This window comes from Paenibacillus monticola, assembly GCF_009664975.1.
Lineage (GTDB): Bacteria > Bacillota > Bacilli > Paenibacillales > Paenibacillaceae > Paenibacillus_AQ > Paenibacillus_AQ monticola.
In genome coordinates this window covers 854695-875548 of record NZ_WJXB01000001.1, presented here as the reverse complement: position 1 = coordinate 875548, position 20854 = coordinate 854695, and the positions used below count along the sequence as shown (strand labels likewise).

At 45.1% G+C, this 20854-nt stretch carries 15 protein-coding genes; 9 read left to right on the top strand and 6 right to left on the bottom strand.

The window, feature by feature from the left end; genetic code table 11:
* Positions 1-215: 215 nt before the first annotated feature.
* The gene (locus tag GJB61_RS03720; protein WP_154117093.1) at positions 216-1652 is read right to left on the bottom strand and encodes an alpha-L-fucosidase; all 1437 of its coding nucleotides are present in this window, start codon (positions 1650-1652) and stop codon (positions 216-218) included.
* 25 nt (positions 1653-1677) lie between these two features.
* A complete protein-coding gene (locus GJB61_RS03715; RefSeq protein WP_338115657.1) occupies positions 1678-3702 on the bottom strand; it encodes a beta-galactosidase in 2025 nt (674 codons plus the stop codon).
* A 204-nt stretch (positions 3703-3906) separates the two neighbouring features.
* Here GJB61_RS03715 and GJB61_RS03710 point away from each other — a divergent pair, with 204 nt between their 5' ends.
* The 5 genes from GJB61_RS03710 to GJB61_RS03690 all read left to right on the top strand — a co-directional run bounded on the left by GJB61_RS03710 (position 3907) and on the right by GJB61_RS03690 (position 10800).
* Positions 3907-5553, top strand: coding sequence for an extracellular solute-binding protein (locus GJB61_RS03710; protein ID WP_154117091.1), 1647 nt, complete (start codon positions 3907-3909; stop codon positions 5551-5553).
* An 88-nt stretch (positions 5554-5641) separates the two neighbouring features.
* Positions 5642-6553 (top strand): ABC transporter permease, encoded by a 912-nt coding sequence (locus GJB61_RS03705; protein WP_154117090.1) that lies wholly within the window; start codon positions 5642-5644, stop codon positions 6551-6553.
* Between the two features lie 19 nt (positions 6554-6572).
* A complete protein-coding gene (locus GJB61_RS03700; RefSeq protein WP_154117089.1) occupies positions 6573-7442 on the top strand; it encodes a carbohydrate ABC transporter permease in 870 nt (289 codons plus the stop codon).
* 30 nt (positions 7443-7472) lie between these two features.
* Complete coding sequence (locus GJB61_RS03695) at positions 7473-9233, top strand: sensor histidine kinase (protein ID WP_154117088.1); 1761 nt, start codon at positions 7473-7475, stop codon at positions 9231-9233.
* On the top strand, positions 9208-10800 hold the full coding sequence (locus GJB61_RS03690) for a response regulator transcription factor (protein WP_154117087.1): 1593 nt from the start codon (positions 9208-9210) through the stop codon (positions 10798-10800). The genes GJB61_RS03695 and GJB61_RS03690 overlap by 26 nt, the downstream gene beginning before the upstream one ends.
* On the opposite strand, the gene GJB61_RS03685 is transcribed toward GJB61_RS03690, so the two are convergent.
* On the bottom strand, positions 10797-11612 hold the full coding sequence (locus GJB61_RS03685) for an AraC family transcriptional regulator (RefSeq protein ID WP_195724222.1): 816 nt from the start codon (positions 11610-11612) through the stop codon (positions 10797-10799). The genes GJB61_RS03690 and GJB61_RS03685 overlap by 4 nt on opposite strands.
* A 128-nt stretch (positions 11613-11740) precedes the next feature.
* Here GJB61_RS03685 and GJB61_RS03680 point away from each other — a divergent pair, with 128 nt between their 5' ends.
* Entirely contained in the window at positions 11741-12595 is an 855-nt protein-coding gene (locus GJB61_RS03680) for an AraC family transcriptional regulator (protein WP_338115656.1), read from the top strand.
* A 296-nt stretch (positions 12596-12891) separates the two neighbouring features.
* Here the strand turns inward: GJB61_RS03680 and GJB61_RS03675 are convergent, their stop codons facing one another.
* A complete protein-coding gene (locus GJB61_RS03675; protein WP_154117084.1) occupies positions 12892-14052 on the bottom strand; it encodes a glycoside hydrolase family 27 protein in 1161 nt (386 codons plus the stop codon).
* A 588-nt stretch (positions 14053-14640) separates the two neighbouring features.
* Here GJB61_RS03675 and GJB61_RS03670 point away from each other — a divergent pair.
* The 3 genes from GJB61_RS03670 to GJB61_RS03660 are packed head-to-tail and all read left to right on the top strand — an operon-like array spanning position 14641 to position 18352.
* Positions 14641-15555, top strand: coding sequence for an ABC transporter permease subunit (locus GJB61_RS03670; RefSeq protein ID WP_154117083.1), 915 nt, complete (start codon positions 14641-14643; stop codon positions 15553-15555).
* Positions 15552-16520 carry a carbohydrate ABC transporter permease gene (locus GJB61_RS03665; RefSeq protein WP_229521429.1) on the top strand — a complete coding sequence of 323 codons (969 nt, stop codon included), beginning with the start codon at positions 15552-15554 and terminating at the stop codon, positions 16518-16520. Before GJB61_RS03670 ends, GJB61_RS03665 begins: the two co-directional genes overlap by 4 nt.
* 41 nt (positions 16521-16561) lie before the next feature.
* Positions 16562-18352: a type 2 periplasmic-binding domain-containing protein gene (locus GJB61_RS03660; RefSeq protein WP_154117082.1), complete on the top strand. Its 1791-nt coding sequence runs from the start codon at positions 16562-16564 to the stop codon at positions 18350-18352.
* A 141-nt stretch (positions 18353-18493) separates the two neighbouring features.
* Here the strand turns inward: GJB61_RS03660 and GJB61_RS03655 are convergent, their stop codons facing one another.
* Positions 18494-19282, bottom strand: coding sequence for an alpha/beta hydrolase (locus GJB61_RS03655; protein WP_154117081.1), 789 nt, complete (start codon positions 19280-19282; stop codon positions 18494-18496).
* A gap of 17 nt (positions 19283-19299) precedes the next feature.
* Positions 19300-20832, bottom strand: coding sequence for a carboxylesterase/lipase family protein (locus GJB61_RS03650; RefSeq protein ID WP_154117080.1), 1533 nt, complete (start codon positions 20830-20832; stop codon positions 19300-19302).
* Positions 20833-20854 lie beyond the last annotated feature (22 nt).

Genomic DNA, 20854 nt, shown 5'->3' with positions numbered 1-20854 from the left:
TGTCGTATTCCTAGTATATATGCAGGTATATCGGAACTTGCAGGCGCTGTCAATGGAAATCCCCCCCTTAAGGTAAAGAGTCCTGCTGTTATATGAAAGAGGCAGCATCCAGTACATAGCTGTTTACTAATACAAATAACCGGGCTCCATTAGGAGTCCGGCGGGTGCGGCCTATTTATGTTTGTAATAATTAATTTTTTTGCTAATTCTGTTACCTATTCCCCAATGCTCCGCGGACTTAGGTACACTTCCAGAGCGGAAAGGGATGGGCACCATCGTGATTTTTCAATGGTCAGGCGTATATATCTTGCCGTAACTTCCGGGAATTTAAGGATGCGCTTATGCCCGACAACTGTACATTCACAGAATCGTTTCCACGAACCCTCATGCAGATATTCCAGGTGAAGGTTTTCTATTCGCTGACCGGACTGTATATGCTCCTTGAGCACGATAGTATCAAATACCTGCTCGACATTCAGATCAATTTCAACCGAGGCCTGCTCCGTACCTTCTTTGGGGCTCCAGTACGTATCTTTATTCCCGTCCAATATCCGATGGGCAGCGTGGTTCTCATCCAGCGTTTCCGTGGCGTCGGCATGCGCTTCCGAAGCAAGATTATGCTTGAAAGTAGACCTGATCGTTCTTCCGAGCTCGGACATTCGCAGGGAATCATTTTCATGTATGAGTCCGCTCTTATCCGGGGGAAGATTCAATAGAAACGTAGAATTCCCGCCAACCGATTTATAGTAGATATCCAAGAGCTCTTCAAGACTTCTAACTTTGTCATCCTCAGCGGTGTGGTAGAACCAGCCTGGTCGAATCGAGGTATTCACTTCAGCCGGGTACCATACGAGTTTATCCTTACCTGCAATAGCTTCTCTGCTGCCCAAATTCTCATCGTGGGAGCGAATTTGCCTGGAAAACTCACCGTCGTCGGCTTGCTGTGACTCTTCTTGAATTTTTTCGCGATCCTGAAGCTCTGCCGGAACGACACTCCATTCGGAATCCCGAGTGTGGCCTGCCTCATTACCGCACCAACGAACATCTGGACCACATACGGATATCACCGCGCCTGGCTGTAATTCTCGAATCACCTCGTAATACCCTTCCCAATCATAGACCTGTTTCACTCCATTTGGACCCTCACCGCACGCACCATCGAACCAAACACAAAAGATGTCCCCGTAATTTGTCAACAACTCACGCAATTGATCTTTGAAATAGTCGTTGTATACCGAGGAGCCGTAACGCTCATCATGACGGTCCCATGGAGACAAATAAACCCCGAATGAAATCCCACCTTCACGGCACGCATCTGCTACTTCCTTCACCAGGTCGCCATTTCCTCCGCGCCATGGACTATTCTTAACCGAATGTTCAGTGTAAGTGCTAGGCCAGAGGCAGAATCCATCATGATGCTTGCAAGTCAAGATCAAGCCTTTCATGCCTGCCGATTTGCAAACATCCACCCATTGCTTTGCGCTAAATTCTTCGGGATTGAATATTGATGGATCTTCGTCTCCAAGCCCCCATTCTTTATCCATAAATGTGTTGATGCCGAAATGAATAAAGGAATAGAATTCTAACTCTTGCCATGCCAGTTGTCGTGCTGACGGTACGATTTGTGCTGCGTTTTTGATCAATTCATTCATCTGTATGCTCCCCTTTGTTTGTTAATTAATACCTCAGAAGTTCTACCTCATAAGCGCCTAAAGTAAGCGAATTCTCGAAATGATTGCCAGACAACAGCCCGGATGCTTCCTTATCAAGCTTTATGGTTTGCTCCGTGCCGGTGGTGTTCACACAGATTAAAGAGCCATCTTCCAGTTTGCGTGCGACAACGCCTGAAGGGGTTGCGGGGCCCTTCTGAATGCCAAGCGTCGGGTACAACATGTCCAGAAGCGAACTTAGAAAATTCGCTTCCGCAGGAATGGCGACATATATCGCCTCTCCCTTTCCGTAACGGTTACGTGTTACAGCAGGCGACTTCTCCAATGTATTTGTAAATGCCGCTACCGTCTCGGCCGTGCGGGCTTCCAGTATTTCATAATAGTCAATATCAGGCTGATATTCCTGCTTTCCAAGTGAAATAGCCGGCTTTTCACGTTCTAGATGAAGCTCCGTCTTCTCAAGACCACCAGCATTCTCGGCAGGCGTATGGCTTCTGGTTCTCATGAATGCTCCGCTGCGGATGCCGAATACATCGCTAAGCTCTCCAGGCAGCGGTGTATCAAAGACGCGATTATGTTCATTGACTTTCGCAGAATATGCCGTCATCAGGACGGTGCCCCCGTCTTCAACGTATGAGCGAATGGCTGCCGCCGATGCTTTATCCATAACGGCATGTCCCGGCACGATCAGGATTTTGTAATCCTTTTGCATGTTGCGCAAATTCACGATATTACAGTCAATATTTGCACGCATAAGGGCCTCGTAAGCTTGCAATACCTGTTGGGTATACTCTGTTTTGTAAAAGCTCCGGTTGCCGTCCATCACCTTCATGCTTTCGTACGAGTAAGCAATGGCGATCTGTGGACTGGTGCTTCTGGGTAGCCCGCGTTCCTTCAAAAGATTGAATTCCTCGGCGATTTGTTTGAACTCTTCATACTTCCATCCCGGAGTGCCGTCATGATCAACCAGACCGAATACATATTGCTCCTCACCACCCAGCATAGTACGCCAGGTCCACGCACAGACTGCTTGCGCTCTATGAACAAGCGAGAGATAGGCATACATTCTCATGGCTTTACGCGGTGAACCGTAGCCCCCGAAGTCGCCGGTCTGGAATTCAAGGCACCAAATGGGTTGGTCAAGCTCCCCTATGCGATGATCCATAAAGAAGCAGGCGGCGGTCAAAGCTTTTCTGTCTTCTGGATTGGTGCCGGGATAGAATCCGATTCCGGGTAAATCAATGATTTCTTGATATTGCTTTAAATAGTCGAACCCGTATCCTGGATTCTCCGACCAATGGTTCGTAGATTCCCTAACACCTGGGGCTAACTGTTTGACTATCCGGCTTAGACCTTTCATATACACCAAGATTTCATCAGAATAGAACCGCCACATGTCCAGCAATCGTTCCGGTGCGCCTTGAATTTGACCAGAAATCGGAAGCACGACATCGTGAAAACTATTCAATTTACGGGACCAGCGCTGAGTTGTCCATGCTTGGTTCAGGTTGTCTACCGTTTGATACTTTTCCGTTAGCCAAGCTTCAAATCGGTCTCTAGCGTGACTGGAAAAGGAAGGTGCACCAGAACCAAGCTCGTTGCACAATCCAAAAGCATAAAGTGCAGGATGGTTTCGATATTGGCATACCAATTTCTCGGCGAACTTGTAGGCATAGTCCTGGAAGGCTGGATGGCCGATGTCCTCCATATAACGCGTTTGCGCTTCCAATCGAATGCCGTTGGTATCTGCACGATCAATCTCGGGATATTTTTTATGCAGCCATGTCGGAGCAGGGCGAGTTGCGATATCGAGAACGACCTGTATTCCTGCCTCATGAAAAAGATCCATCACTTCATTGAACCACTCAAAAGTATATTCACCTTCAGAGGGTTCAAAGCTATCCCAACACAGATGCCCCAGTCGGACAATATTAAAGGATGCTTTCCGCATCAAATCAATATCGTGTTTCCATCTCTCTCGGGGCCAATCGTGCGGATGGTAATTCGTTCCTGCAAACAACAAATTGATCACCTCATATAAAAATATTATAATACGTAATACATCATAAACGTTATAATTTAAATAAAGAATATAAGATATTAACGACTATATATAAAAAAATGAAAGTTATATGTAATGACCAATATATTTATATAAATCTCCTATTATTGATATTTAAGCGTTACCATTGCTGGGGATATACTAAGCATGAAATAAATAAAGGGAGGTCATTGAATGAGGAAGAGGTTCACGAAGCAAGCGTGTGTAACGCTTGCGATCGGAGTAACAATGTTGTCTGCTATCGGCTGTAGTACGAAAACCGATCCAGAACAAAATGCCCAAGGGGAAAAAGGAAATGCAGCTCAACAAGAGGTTACTATTTCATTAGGGAGGGTTGTGGGGTCTGATAACAAATTCAAAAATGGCGAAACCATTGAAAATAATGTTCATACCAAGTGGGCCAAGGAGAAGTTTGGCATTAACTTTAAGGTAGATTGGACAGTAGGAACAGGCGATGCCTACACAACGAAGCTCCGTCTTCTGTTGAATTCAAACGAAAAGCTGCCGGATGTCTTCACTTTAAGTGATCCGACTCTTGAGAACCAGGTTGTTGATTCCGGCAAAGTCATGGATATTTCTGAGGCATTCGATAAGTACGCTTCGCCGCGGCTCAAAGAACTGTACGCAAAATATCCTGAAATTTGGAATACGGTTACTTACGATGGCAAGCATTACGGCCTTCCTACCTTCAATGCCAACAGTTCCTTTAGTGTGATGTGGATACGTCAGGATTGGCTTGATAAATTGGGGCTGCAGGTGCCGAAGACTATCGATGAAATGGAAACTGTCATGGATGCATTCGTCAATCGTGATCCGGACGGTAATGGTGTAAAGGATACAATCGGATTGTCACTTTCTCTTAAAAAAGGTGTTACAGCCGTAAAGGATACTTTCATGGCATCAAGCGATTTCTTGTTCGGACAAACAGCCATTCCAACTTACTGGACAGAGGGGGCAGATGGAAATCTTCAGTACGGATCTGTTCAGCCTACCGTCAAGGAGGGGCTAACCAAACTTAGCGAATGGATGGAAAAGGGTTATCTAGATAAAGACACAGGGATCATGGATGAAGCCAAAGCAACAGAAAGCTTTGTTCAGGGCAAATCCGGCATGGTGTTCGGACCGACTTGGATGGCTTCTTATCCGTTCAACCAAGATATGAAGTTTGATTATATACCAGTACCAATACCAGCAGGAATTGACGGAAAGATGGGATTCGGCAGTGAACCGCAATCTTCAGTCCGTTTTTATTTCAATAATGATTTCAAAAATATGGAGGCATTCTTCAACTATTTGGACGCTATTATGGGACCTGGCTTCTACGATCCATCTTCGGAACTCGCCAACGGATGGGCAGAAGGATACGATTATGTAATGGTTGATGGTAAGCCCGTTTACGATCAGGATAAAATTCCGGGCGGATGGATTGACGTGAAGAAATACACGATTTACGGAAATGATATTCAAACGCCAAAAAAAGAGCTTGAGGTCATGGCCAAGCTGGGCCAGGGAAAAACCCCTGAAACCCCTTACGAAATGTATTTCTCTGCAAGACCGAAGAAATGGGCGGAAGCTGCTGCAGTACTTCAAACGTATATCGACGACGCGTCGGTCTTCGATTTGTATACGGGTCCACCAACAGCAACTATGGCTCAAAAAGGCGAATTGCTTCGCAAAATGGAAAACGAAGCTTTCCTGAAAATTATTTATGGACAGGAATCTCCAGATTCTTTTGATAGCTTGGTGGAAAAATGGAAGTCTTCCGGTGGCGACGATATAACTAAAGAAGTAAACGAATGGTATCAATCGTTCAAAAAATAGAAGGTTTGGTCTCGGATAGGCCTTGCGGAGCGACATCGACGCAATGCCTATCTCATATTTCCAAATTATAAAAAGAGGAGTTGTCTGGATGATGGAATGGAAGAAGAGCAAGACGAGGTTTTTTCGTCAACTACCTCTACATTTGCTCATACTGCCATCTGTAATCTGTTTGCTCATATTTAATTATGCGCCAATGACGGGACTACTAATGGCTTTTCAGGATTTTAAGCCTCGTCTAGGCTTTCTACATTCGCCATGGGTTGGCTTTGAACATTTTAAATATATGTTTACCTATCCCGACAGCAGACAAGTAATTTTTAACACCTTACTTATTGCTTCACTTAAAATCACAGCCAATATCATAGTCCCAATCACTTTCGCCTTACTTCTTAATGAAATTCGCGCAATTCTATTCAAAAGATTTGTACAGACATTAGTTTATCTTCCGCATTTTTTGTCTTGGGTTATTCTAGGTGGTATTCTAACTGACATATTAGGGAATAAAGGGATTGTTAATCATTTATTGACTTTATTCGGAGCCAATACTATCTTTTTTCTCGGAGACGGCACCTGGTTTCGGATAACAGTCGTGATCAGCGATGTGTGGAAAGAATTCGGCTTTTCCGCGATTATCTATCTCGCAGCAATGAGCGGTATTAACATGTCGTTGTACGAAGCAGCCGAAATTGACGGTGCAAGCCGCCTTAAGCAAACCTTCCATATCACCTTGCCGTCGCTAGTACCTGTCATTCTGGTTGTTGGAACGTTGGCGCTTGGCAACATCCTTAACGCCGGCTTTGACCAGATATTCAATCTGTACAATCCGCTCGTTTACCGTGAAGGAGATATAATCGATACCTTCGTTTACAGGGTGGGTCTCATGGACGGTTCGTTCAGTTTCGCAACAGCAGTCGGTTTATTCAAATCAGTAATTAGTTTCATCCTGATTGTTACGGCCTATCGACTTGCTCACCGGTTTGGAAATTATCGCATTTTCTAAGTAAAGGCAGGTTGATCCTATGTATCACAAGACAATCGGTTATCGATGGTTTACAGTAACCAATACATTGCTTCTAACAGTAATATCCATTTTGTGCATTCTTCCGCTTGTTCACGTTGCTGCCGTATCTTTCAGTTCGAGTTCGGCTGCTACGGCCAATCAAGTTTTTTTCTGGCCGGTTGGATTTACGGCTGAGGCTTACTCAAGAACGCTTACGAATCCTTTATTTCTGCGGTCGCTGGTCTTATCCATGGAAAGAACACTCTCCGGAACCTTGCTGTCTATGGCATTGACAGTTACCGCCGCGTATACTCTATCACGTTCGTTTTACGGCAGAGGATTTTATTCTTGGTTTTTTGTCTTTACAATGCTGTTTAACGGTGGCCTGATTCCGACTTATATGCTGGTAACGCAGCTTCATTTAACCAATACGCTATGGGTACTTATACTTCCTTCTGCCGTTAACGTGTTTAACACGATCCTCATGATGCAATTTTTTCGCGCAATTCCGAAAGAACTTGAAGAAGCGGCTAGTATAGATGGAGCTGGTTATCTGAGATCGTTGATCACAATCTATCTTCCTTTATCTCTTCCTTCCCTAGCCACCTTATCCTTGTTTTCGATGGTGTGGCACTGGAATTCATGGTTTGACGGATTGATTTATATGACTGATTACCGGAAATATCCTCTTGCGACGTTTCTACAGACAATCATTCAAGGCGGCGACATGAGGAATACGAATATAGACCCCGGACAGTTGCAGATTCTGTCAGAAAGAACCGTTCGCTCTGCTCAAATATTGATTGGAGCACTTCCGATCCTGTTGGTTTATCCATTCCTGCAAAGGTTTTTCGTGCAAGGGTTGACGATGGGAGCAGTTAAAGAATAAGATTGGCAAAAAACTTAGGAGTCAAAGCGGATGAGTAATAAGGAACGCAGTCTCTTCTCCAAACTAGTCGGTTCGCTTATCTTATTGTTACTGCCTGTATTAATTCTGTCTATTTATTCCAACCGAGTCAATGAGAACTTGATTACTGGTCAAATCAAACAATCGAGTATTAGCAGGCTATCTACCTTAGCCACGCAAATGGACAATATTATTATGCAGTTGGAAACATTCACCTACATCTTGATTCGTGATCCGAACGTCATTGAATTTCAAGATTTGTCTTTGCTGAATTCCAGCTACTACGAACAAATCAGCAAAAAAAAAATTATTCAGGACAAGCTTTATTTGCAAAGTGCCTCGACCGAATGGATCAACGAAGTAACCGTCTATTCCCCACGTTCCGGACAAACCATTTCCACAATACATGGAACTTCGTTTGATCCGGAACGTCTTCAGAGGCTGAGCAAGGAAAATTGGAATTTTATTTTACACGATGATAAAACAGATAAACAGGGAAAGGTGATCCACCTGACCGCCGAACCGTACGATGCGGGTGGCGGCATCGCCAAAGCCAATTCCATCATCGAAATCAGCTTTGACATGAGCAACGTGATCCGTATGCTAGATAAGTTTAAGTCACAAGGAGTCGGTGAAGCGTTATTTTATAAGCCAAATGACACATTTTTATCAACAAGCTCTTTTCCTCCCGTTCTTCTTAGAGAAGCTGTATCCGCTTTAAAAAAGACACAGCTGGCAGATGAGGGCGACATTACTTTAAATGTAAACGGAGTTTCATATCTTCTTTCGTATTCTGATGTACAGGTACTGGACGGGTATGTGGTCAACATGGTGCCTTTATCTGAGATTCTAACTCCTTTACGAATGACCAATCGGTTCGCCTATCTTGTCCTTGGACTGTTGCTCATCGTAGGTATTGTAGTATCCTGGTTATTGTACCGCAATGTTCAGGTACCCTTGCGCGCTCTTGTAAGAGGAGTGCAGCAAATCAAGATGGGACAATACAAAACAAGAATTTCACTTCAGGTGAAGAACGAATTCCGGCTCATAATATCCAGATTCAATGAAATGTCCGATCAAATTCAGCAACTCATTGAGAATGTGTTGGAGCAGCAGCTTCTTACGCACGAAGCGGAGCTCAAGCAGCTGCAATCACAAATCAATCCGCATTTTTTGTATAACAGTCTGTCCTATGTGATCAGCATGACCAAGTTGAACAGGAAAGACGCAGTTCTTCAAATGGCTTATCACCTGTCCGATTATTATCGCTATACGACTCGAGTAGAGAAACAATTGGTTACGCTGGCGGATGAGTTAAAGAACGCTGCCGATTACCTGAGTATTCATCAGATGCGGATGAACCGCATTAGATACAGGATTGATGTGGAGAACGTCATGATGGACATTGAGGTGCCCAGATTAATTCTCCAGCCCATTGTCGAGAATGCTCTGATCCATGGGGTTGAAGCATTGGAAGACGATGGAATTGTAACGATTACGGGTAGCTGCACCGGCAACGAGTATTCACTGATTATAGATGATAATGGCGGTTCCATGACATTCGAACGGCTTCATGACCTTCAGAAACAATTGATAAGCCGGCATGGCGAAAGGTCGGAGGCCTGCGGTCTTCTGAACGTGCATCGGCGGCTCCAGCTCCGTTATGGAGTGGATTCCGGCGTAAGACTTTCGATAAATGCGGTTTCAGGACTGCGAGTAGAGTTACATTGGACAGAGAAGGCGGTGGATGATGAAGCTGTTAATCGTGGATGATGAAGAGCACTTGGTTGAAAGCATGACCGCAAGCATATCCTGGGAACAAGCTGGCATTACCAGCGTATTCTCCGCGTATTCCGGCAAACAGGCTCTGGACGTCATGGATAAGAATGCCGCTGACATTGTCGTAACCGATGTTCGCATGCCTGGTATGAATGGTATCGAACTGATAAAAGCGATCAAGTGCAAATGGCCGCAAACGGAATGTATTCTGCTTACTGGCCATGCAGAATTTGAATATGTGCAGCAAGGGCTGAAACATAAGGCTTCTCATTATTTTCTCAAACCAGTAAAGGATGAAGAACTACTCGCTGCCGTTAAAGAGGCCGCTGATACTTTGCTTGCGGAACGAGAGCAGTTAATGGCATATGTACAATCGCAAGCTATGGTTTATCGCAATTTGCCAATTCTGCGTTCCAATTTATTGAACAATTTGATTCAGGGACGAGTGTTACAAGAGGGGAAATTGACCGAACAATTGGTCTTATACGATATTCCGATCGGGCTCGGCGATACCATATCGCTGATCCTTATTCGCATAGAGGATCATCATAAGCGGTATGGACCGTCGGAAATGTCTCTTACCGGCTTTGCCGTTACAAATATCGTAGAGGAGTTGCTGTCCCACCAATTCAAGACTTGGAGCTGCGAAGACTTATACGGCCATATATTGTTCATTGTAAATTGCGGTGAAGAGAACATGAATGATCACCCTTTGGAACAGATTGCGGATCATATGAGGCAAATTGTCAATCAATTGCTTCATCTCACCATTTCCGTTATTCTGTCACCTTCGGGCTCCTTTCCTGCCTCTATGGAGGATCTTTACCAACGCTGCGTTGCCACGATTCGTTCCCAAATCGGCTACGACAACGACTTCATTGTCCGACTTGGCGGAGATAACGTTAAACCAGTGTCCCATGTTGTCTCCTCGCTATATTCACCTCCTCTATTCCCCCATTTGCTTGAGGCGGGAAACTGGGAGGCTGCAAAAGAGAAGCTGGAAGAAGTCTTCCGTGAATGGAGAGCAAAATATAGTGGCTCGAACGAACATCTCTCTGAAATTAATTACTCACTTAAATCTGCTTTCTCATACTTTGTGCATAAGAACGGTGGGCTGCTGGCAGATTACCGCTTGCATGTATCAACAGAAATCAAGAATGTTGGTGAGCTAGAGTATTGGGCTACGAGCATGCTAGACAGGCTGCAAAATGAGATGAACACGGAACTGTCTGCATCCCGTCATTCAGCAGTAGCTCAAATTCATCAATTCGTACAAGAGCACCTATCGGAAGACGTCTCCCTCCAGGCCATCGCCGATTACGTCTATATGCATCCAACCCATGTATCCAAAGTATTCAAGAGAGAAACTGGGGAGAACATTTCAGACTACCTGTTGCGGTTGCGGATGGAAAAGGCTGTATTTTTATTGAAGGACAGCAGATATAAAATTTATGAAATAGCGAACCGTTTGGGATATAAAAACCCGACCTATTTCATTAAGGTTTTCAAAGAACAATTTGGGGTTACACCACAAGAATTTAGGGAGAATACGCCACATTAATTGAGATCGCGAAAAGTCTGGGGAGTCTTTGATTCAATTTTCCTGAAAGTGTACACGAAATGACTACTATCCAAAAAGCCCACCAAAGAGGCAATTGCCTTGACGGTGAGCTTTTTATCGTTTATCAGGTACTCCTTGGATTTCTGAATGCGCAAGTGGATGAGGTATTGGTAAGGACTCATCCCTGTTGTCATTCTGAATAGGTAGTTCAATCGTTGCGAGCTGATGCCAGCGTATTCTACCAATTGGGTTAATCCGAAAGCCGGGTTAGAATAGTTCTCTTCAAGAAAACGAATGAATGGCATTAATCTTTCGGTATGCTGGGAAAAGGAACGTTGGTTATCCACTTGTCCATATCTTTTCAGGTCCATAAGAAAACGATATACAAAAGCGGAACCGTCCATTCCGTTGAAATCAAAGCTCTGCCTTGCCAAATTTTCACTCCTTGTATGCAGAGTAGATAGCCGGGAACCGGGTTCCCAGCTAATCACTGTGGAGGTTGCCAAACCAAGAGAAGAAACAATGAATGGGGCAAGGTTTCCATTAAATGTGATATACCAGGTCGACCAAGGATTAGACTGGGCTACATAGCTATGTGAAGCATTAGGTTGCAGCAAAATCCCTTGATTTGGCGCCAAGGTGACTATTTTATCCGAAATTTCAAATTGACCTTCCCCCCCGGTTGTCTGCAGCCAATGATAACAGTGATATCCTTGCGGCCGATTAAACTCATCCTGCCTTTCATTCCATCCCATCGTCTCGACGAAAATGGGTAGCGAACGATCCAAGGCAGTGACAAGCATTTGTTTCATATAGTGTTCCATCAAATCACTACTTTCATTTTCTTATATTGTACATAAATTATACCTAACTTCACTTCTTTTAGTCATCTAATAGTTTCACATTCAATAGTATAATTAAGATGTACTGTTAAAAATATATGAACTTGATGCAAAGGATATGGGTACAGCCTATGAAGTCATTTAGTTACGGTTTCAGCGAGGGTTCGATTTGTAAAGGTAGTGGGTATAAACCTCCAAATTTGCATAAATGGGGCCCGGGTGTCCGCGATGTTTTTGCCCTCCATTACATTGTAAGCGGAAAGGGTTATTTGAAGACACAACATACAACTTTTTTTTTGGAAACAGGCGAGAGTTTTATTATTTTTCCTCAAATGGAAGTATACTATTATCCTGATCCGCTAGATCCATGGGAGTATTTTTGGATTGAATTTTACGGAGGGGAGGCCTCACGCCTCTTGTCGATGATTAATTTCACGCCTAATTCTCCAGTAGTTGTGGCATCTCCGCAAGACCTGGGGCCATTGTTTCATGTGAGCAAGAGCGCCGAATTGGAGCCATTCGAAAGAGAGCGTTCAGATGCCAAACTTCATCTATTATTGTCATACTATATGGAGTACTACCCTAGTGATAAAGCTTTTCTAACCAAGGATTACACATTATCAGCGCGGGAATATATCGAAAGTAACTTCTGGAAGCCTTCGCTGTCTGTTCTGGATGTAGTAGACTACGTGAAAATTGAGCGAAGCTACTTGTTTCGATTGTTTAAGGAAGAGAATGGAGTGTCCATATCTGGCTACCTAACCACATTCAGGATTCAGCGTGCCTGTGAATTATTGAGAACTTCTCACTTATCTGTGAAGTCGATAGCCTACTCGGTTGGCTACCAGGACCCGTTGTATTTCTCAAAAGTATTCAAGAAAGAAACTTCGTATACTCCTTCGGAATATAAAAAGGCATATAACGCCGGAAATACTAGCTCTCATTTCAAGTAGAAGCCCCTGTGACAAGCAGTCATGCAGTTCAGCATCTCTCCGATGCTTTCTTTCGCTACCTGCCAATAGGGCCTACAATACGACTTAACGAAACAGTACACAATTCCCCGATTCCCGGAAATAGGTTATTAATTTCATAATGGGTTCACGTCCGCATTTCAGTTGTTCACCAAGACAGTCAATACACAGGAAATCTTGAGCGTTGCGCGTCACAAGCTTCAGGTATATTGCCACATCATCCGTCATTAAAGGGACTTTGCATGTTCTGCATGTTCTATTCATGTTCATGCCATTCCTTACACTAATTTAGCTCGTACAATCAGACAATCATGAGCCGGAACTACTGGAGCGTATCTTTCTCTGAATACGCCGATTTCTTGATGCTCCCAGCAGTCATACAGCGACAGCGACTTTCCGGAAGCATAAGGAAGACCGAAATCCCAGAATTGCAGCGACATTTCCCTTTGACCATCACTCAGATTGAAGAAGCCTATAGCAAGGTCTCCGCCCGTTAACACTTTTACCAGCATAAACACATCATCCCCATGAAACCACTGCGGTTCCGGCTTGATGCGATAAGCACCGCGGCCTTCCACATCCTGATTAATGGCAATCAAATCCCGGTTCATCAGAATATTCCTGGTGGCCTGGTTGGCTTTACGGACGTCGCTGCCAATCATCAGCGGAGACCCCATCATGCTCCATAAAGAAAAATGGGTCTTGTACTCCACATCACTACAACCGCCGACTTGGCTTCCGATAAAGTCGCTGTTGCTGCCTCCGTACATGCCGACAACCAGCATATCCAGATCATTATGGCAATAGGCTCCGGTATAGCAGGCTTTATCAAGCTGTGATAAAGCTAAACTCTTGATCGAATCCCAGCTATCCTGAATATCCCCTGTGGATCGGTACATATGCGCGCCTGATTCACGGATCCAATGATACACATTGTCCTCACCCCAATTGCATGCTGAGAACAGTATGTCTCTTCCGCAGTTTTTAAGCGCGAGGCTCATTCGTTTGTACAGCAGTTCCCCCGACATATGTCTGGGCTTAAAGCAGTAATCATACTTTAAAAAATCGACGCCCCATTCTGCCAATGATTCCGCATCCTGAAACTCATGTTCAAAGCTCCCTGGATACCCCGCACAGGTATGTGTTCCTACACAAGAGTACATCCCGAATTTTAGTCCCTTGAAATGAATATATTCTGCAAGCGCCTTCATTCCGTTCGGAAATTTAAGAGGATCGACAACTAGTTTCCCCTCCCCGTCTCTTTCTTTCAGACTCCAGCAGTCATCAATAACAATGTAATCATATCCCGCATCCTTGTACCCCTCTGCAACAAGTGTATCCGCGGCTTCACGAATAAGTTGCTCATTAATGTCCCATGTAAAGGTATTCCATGAATTCCACCCCATGGGTGGTGTCAGACCGAGCTCCTTTTTGTCCATAAAAAAATAGTCATCCTTTCGTTTAAACCAGAGATTAGGTGTAAGAACAGTTGCGATATTCTTATGTATTTAATCATAGGCTACGCTTAGGGTCTATAGGTTGGCGTTGCTTTCATATGGACATTTGTTGCTTTTCTCCAAATAAAAGCAAATTCAGACGTTGTTCTTTGCCGAGCAATCTTGATTTCATGGAACATCTCAAAGAATCGAATGCAACCAAACGGCTGCGCGTCCTTTATTGGACAATGTAACCAATTTACAAAAATATTTTTTATTTATTCTATATATTGTAAAAAATAGAGTGTAATTGTTATTTCAAATTTGTTTTATCTAATAATAGATCAATAAGTCGTGAGGATTGGTCATTGTTTGAAAGAAAATGATAATTTATTATAGTTCCATAGATATGAAAGCGCTACCATTAATGAGAGGTTAGGGGAAACAGCGTTCAGTAAAACCCATCACGCAAGTTGAGAATTATTTTCACTGAAGGGGGATGGTAAGCTGGACAATATATAAGGGATAGCAGCCCAGCTGAAAGCTTCAATTAAGCAAATTTATAAAGAGAATACGAAGAGGAGTGAACCTATGCGTAGTCCCAGCATGAGAAGCAATTCGATACGGAAATTCCTTTATATTTCGCCCTTTATGGTTTTACTTGCTGTCTTTGCCTACTACCCGCTCTATGGATGGGTTTACGCATTCTTTGACTATATGCCGCCGATTCCGCTGTCACAAGCGCCATTTGTTGGTTTGAAATGGTTTCGTTCCTTGGTAGAGAACCAGGTGAAGGTCGATCAACTGCTTCAGGTCATCAAAAACACATTCGGGATTAGTGGGCTGAGCATACTTTTCTCTTGGCTTCCTATGATCTTTGCCATTTTCCTGACAGAGATTAAAGCTGTGCGTTTCCGCAAAATTATCCAGACCGTAACCACTCTTCCAAACTTTATCAGTTGGGTACTGGTCTATTCCCTGGCATTTTCCATGTTCTCCAGTGAAGGTGTCGTCAATGGCTTTTTGAGACAGATCGGGCTGATCGACTCTCCTATACTCTTTCTTCAGAACTCGGAGCATGTCTGGATTACGATGTGGATATGGATTACATGGAAATCACTGGGTTGGTCGGCCATATTGTATATAGCAGCAATTATGGGGATTGATGAATCACTTTATGAAGCGGCTCATGTAGACGGTGCGACAAGAATGCAGGTCATCCGGCATGTGGTTTTGCCAAGTATGATTCCGACCTATTTTGTGCTATTGATGCTCCAAATTGCCAGCTTCCTGAACAATGGATTGGAACAATATTTCGTTTTCCAGAATGCCTTCAACAAAGATACCATCCAGGTATTGGATTTATATGTATACAACCTGGCCATGGGAGGCGGCAGCTATTCCGTTTCCGTCGCGATCAGTATGCTGAAAAGCATAATTAGTGTTGCGCTTCTCTTTTCTGTAAACGGGCTGTCCAAACTGTTAAGAGGAGAGGGCATCGTATGAGTGACCACCAGACAAAACTGGCGCCGATTGCCAAAGAAAATAACAGCCGCTTATCCAAAAAAATAAAAATGCAGGTCAGTACAACTGACAAAATGATTTCTGCTGTGGTCTATGTCCTGTTTTCTCTCTTTGCATTTATGTGTGTATATCCGTTCTACTCCATCATTATCAATACCATAAGCGCCAACGATCTTAGCGCCAAAGGTGAAATTGCGTTTTGGCCGAGGGGGATCCATTTCCAGAACTATGTTGATGTGTTTAAAATACCGGGACTGTGGAATGCATTTGTCATTTCTATGGGGAGAACAGTAATAGGCACACTTTTGACGGTCGGGGCCTCTGCCTTTTTGGGATTCATGTTTGCCCAGGAGGATATGTGGGGGAAAAAATTCTGGTACCGATTTACCATTATTACGATGTTTTTTAATGCCGGGATTATCCCCTGGTATTTGACCATGAGATCCTTGCACCTCACCAACAATTTTCTGGCATATGTACTGCCGTCCATCGTAGCTCCATTTTTCATCATTCTAGTAAAGACATTTGTGGAATCCACACCGAAGGAATTGCAGCAGGCTGCCAGCATTGACGGTGCTGGGATTATAACGATCTTTTACAAAATTATCTTGCCCATCAGCAAACCAATATTGGCGACAGTCGCCATATTCTCGGCAGTGAACCAATGGAATTCCTTTCAGGATACGCTGCTGCTGGTTACGGACAGCAAATTGTACAGTTTGCAGTTTATTCTGTATAACTACATCAATCAGGCCAGCTCCTTATCCACCATGGTCAATCTGCAAAATGCCGGATCAACCGCCATGTCCAGTCTGTCCACCAAACAAACCACCACATCCATACGTATGACCGTTACTATCATCGTTGTCGCACCTATTTTGCTGATTTATCCGATTTTCCAAAGATTTTTTGTAAAAGGGATTATCATTGGTGCAGTCAAAGGTTAAATTGCACAATTATGATAAATTAATCATTTGGGGGGCTGTAAATGAATAAAGACAATAAGCTGGCAAGAAAATATTCAATGCTGCTTGGGACCACCTTGCTTCTGGTAACAACTGCAATGAGCGGATGTAGCGGCAATTCCAACAATGCGGCTACAGCAACGGGATCACCTGATCCGGGTACTGCAACCGAGTCATCCAGTCCGGCTACAGGGATCGATCACAGCAAACCGCTGACCATTACCGTGTTTGACAACGCAGCAAATTACCAGGGAGAGCAGACCGGATGGTATGGAAAGCTGATTAAAGATAAGTTCAATATCACCTTAAACGTTCTATCTCCGCAGGTTGCCGGCGATCAGCTATACAAGACAAGATCAGCATCGGGAGATCTGGGAGACCTCCTTATTATTGATAACAGTCAGTTGGAGGAATTGATTCCGGCGGGTATGATTATGGATCTCACAGATAAGATCAAGAATACGGAGTACCTGTCCCAATATGTGGACAATCACTTTAAGCCTTTCAATAATGCATTCGAAAGCATCAATCCAGATGGTAAGATTTATGGACTGCCGACTTTTACCGCGGACACTTCCCCGACAACGTTCTCGGAAGAACTCCCTTACTCCAGTCCGCTTATGCCTTGGGATTATTACAAGGGGATAGGGGCTCCCAAGCTGAACAATCTGACTGATCTTCTGAATGCACTGAAGCAGATGCAGGAGAAGTACCCCAAGACAGCAGACGGTAAACCGATCGTTCCGATTACCCTGTGGAAGGACTGGGACAACGGAAGTATGGAGAATGTACGCTGGCTCAGTAACTGGTACGGTTATGAACAGCCAGAGGGAACCACGACCATACAGTTAAATGCAAAAGGCGATATTGTCCCTCTCGTTGACGACAATAGTATGTACAAGAAAATTCTCCAATTCTATTATGACGCCAATCAGATGGGGCTGGTTGACCCTGACTCGCCATCCCAGGACTGGAATAAAGTCAATGAAAAGCTGACCGGCAAACAGGTTCTGCTCTTATGGTATTCATGGGAAAGAGGCTTCTACAATACCATTGAAAGAGGCAATAAAGGCGACGGCAATGTTGCCATTCCAATCGCCGATACCCATATTATTCAGAATAGTGATGCCTACTTCGGAAGCGGAAGAGTCTTTGCAATTGGTTCAAAGGCCAAAAATCCGGAGAGAATCATGGAATTCATGGATTGGCTGTCCTCTCCTGAAGGTCTGCGCTACTATACCAATGGATTCGAAGGCTTCAATTATGAAAAGACAGCAGATGGCAAGTTCAAGCTGACTAAAGTAGGACAAACGGCCTTCCAGGATAATACTCCCGTTCCAGAAGAATACGGCGGCGGCGGATATCAAGACGGTCAGAGCAAGCTCAACACTATGATTATGAGCGATTTTGTAGTAGATCCGGATACGAAGGAATTCTACAACAACACCTATTGGAACTCAACTATTGAGGCGAACAAGACAGCTCTGACTACGGAATGGCAGAAAACTTATAACGCAACCACGCCGACAGAATACTATCAGAAGAACAATATGATCGATATCGTACCCAATATTAATACAAGTCTCGGTTCGGATTCCTCGGACATTAAGAATAAACGCAGCCAGACCTCAGATTATGTGAAGAACACATCCTGGAAAATGATATTCGCCAAGGACCAAGCAGAATTCGATAAGCTCTGGACCAAGCTGCAGTCCGATGTAGTGGGTCTCGGCTGGAATGATGTCATTGCTGTAGATACGGAAAGAGCACAAAAAATCGTTAAAATGCGTGCCGATGCGATAGCCAACAAGTAAATCATTGTTGCCCCAAGCGCTTGTATCTCTCCTGCTCTAATCAAGATAAGGGACGTTCCCAGCAGCCATAACGGTCTGCCGGAAACGTCCCTTTTTTGTCGTATAGAGGGCTGCAAGCAACGGATATCCTTAAGCGGTCAGCTAAAAAATGAGCTTGGAGAACTGATACAAGCCGTTCTTCCAGACCGGCCAATCATGGTCGCCGTGTTCCTCCACCCAGATATGCGGTACGGAATGCTGCGATAAATAAGCATGTGTCCGGTCGCTGACATTCTTGAGACTGTCCAGATCCCCGCACGATAACCAGAGCAGACTGAGCAACTCTGCGGTCTTCTGCGGTTCCGGGAGCAGCTGCTCAGGCAGCTTCGTATTGGGAGCCGGAGAGAACGCCCCGATCCAGGCGAACCGGTCCAGATTATTCAGACCTATATTCAGGGATTGCCCTCCACCCATGGACAATCCGGCTAAAGCACGGTGCATCCGGTCCGTCAGGACCGGGTAATGGGCTTCAATATAAGGGATAAGATCCTGGAGCAAATCCGTTTCGAAGGTTTCGAATGCCTGTACCTTGTCAGGAGCAAAAATATCTCCTTCCGCCCGGTCATTCAGCATCGCCCGGCCGTTCGGAAGAACCACTAGCATGGGCTTCAGCATTTGATCGGCATACAGATTATCCAGGATGATCTGGGGCTTGCCGTGACTGTACCATTCTGTCTCATCTCCCCCAATTCCGTGCAGCAGATACAAGACACTGCATTCCTGGTCGGCAGAATAGCCGGGCGGCGTATATACCATTGCCTTTCGGATGTTGCCTACCGTTGTGGAGGGATATTCTATAGTACGGAGTTCTCCCCGGGCAATGCCTTCCCTCTCTTTGTCATATCCGGCTGGTGCCGTTTGCATCGTATAATCCGGATGGCTCTCGCTCATTGCCGCTCATTCCCCTCTTATATATGGATGGATTGTCGTTTGAAATATTGCTCAACCAGAAATTGCATAACCTCACCCGGAGGCTCCTCCACAAACTCTGCCTTGTCCGCGAAAAGCATGCCGTAGGGCGTTTCTGACGTACTCGGTTTCCAGAGAGGCAGATCCTCACCGGTGGAATCCCTGCCGTTCGGATCACCCGTACCAATGAAATAGGCAAGATAATTGCACATTTGGCGGGCGAGATCATAATGTTTGCCCACAAAAGGCCGCCAGCATTTGGCCAGTGTCTCGAAGTGGAACCACAGATCCACTGAATGGAAGGTTCCCGGTTCATCCCAGCCGGGAATTTCGGCATCAAAGTTGTAATAATACATCGGGACACCGCTGCCGGAATCGCTATTGGCTTTAACGGCAACACGGACCGCATATTCAATATTGCTCACAGAAGCCCTTTGGATCATTTCTTCCAGCTTCCCTGAATCAACCGCGCATAGCTTAAGATACTCTTCTGCTTCCCCGCCGAACATTTCAATAGCCAAGGCTCTGAATTCGTCCACGCTGCATGCAGCAGGAACACTGAAAAATTCAGAAGAGGTATTTCCCAGCATTACCGGCACCTTATGGTGCTGCCCGCTCAGAAAACGGTTATACGGATTGCCGGGACAGAACACCTGGTCCATGACCGTTCCCCAGAAGCGGCCGTACTCCAGCATTTTATCGCGGATATAGACGGCATCCAACTTGCGGGCTTCTTCCAGAGTCGATACCCCCATAAATTCAAAGAAGGCGGCCCCCTCCTCTTCAGCCTGACTGAGGGTACGCTCTATCGGAGGCACCGGGTTATTCGGGTACAGCGGAGTAAAGATCCCGCTCATAATGACAGCCCGCTGAAACAGCCCTTCATTCTGCGGCGAGGTCAGTTGGCTCAGCACACTTCCGCCGCCGGCCGATTGTCCCCCAATTGTGATTTGGTCAGGGTCTCCGCCAAAAGCAGCGATATTGCGTTTCACCCACTGCGTACCCGCCTGTTGATCCAGATGTCCGAAATTCGCGGAAGCATCGGGGGATTCCGCAGTAATCTCGGGATGGCTCAGAAAGCCAAACGCGTTCAGGCGGTAATTCACGGTCACTACGACAATCCCCCGGCGGGCAATGCGTTCGCCGTCAAATTCCATTTCAGCCGTATGGCCGACCTGAAGTCCTCCGCCGAAATACCATACAAAGACAGGAAGCTTCTCATCAGCGCTGACGGCCGGTGTCCAGACATTCAGGTAAAGGCAGTCCTCAGCCATCGGAAGATCCGGATCCACTGACCATTCGCGTGTATAAATATTATTCACATCTATAACTGTCGGGGCCTGCATGGAAATCGAGGCAAAATCATACGCTTTCAATTCCCCTTCCCAGTTCTGCGCAGGCTGGGGAGCACGCCAGCGGTTCTCCCCCACAGGCGGGGCCGCGAACGGAATTCCTTTGAAGCTGGTAATACGGGGATCTGCCGCCGGCAACCCCTGAACAAACCCATTTTCCACTTGCACTACTCTTAACATACAGTTACTCCTCTCTGAATAT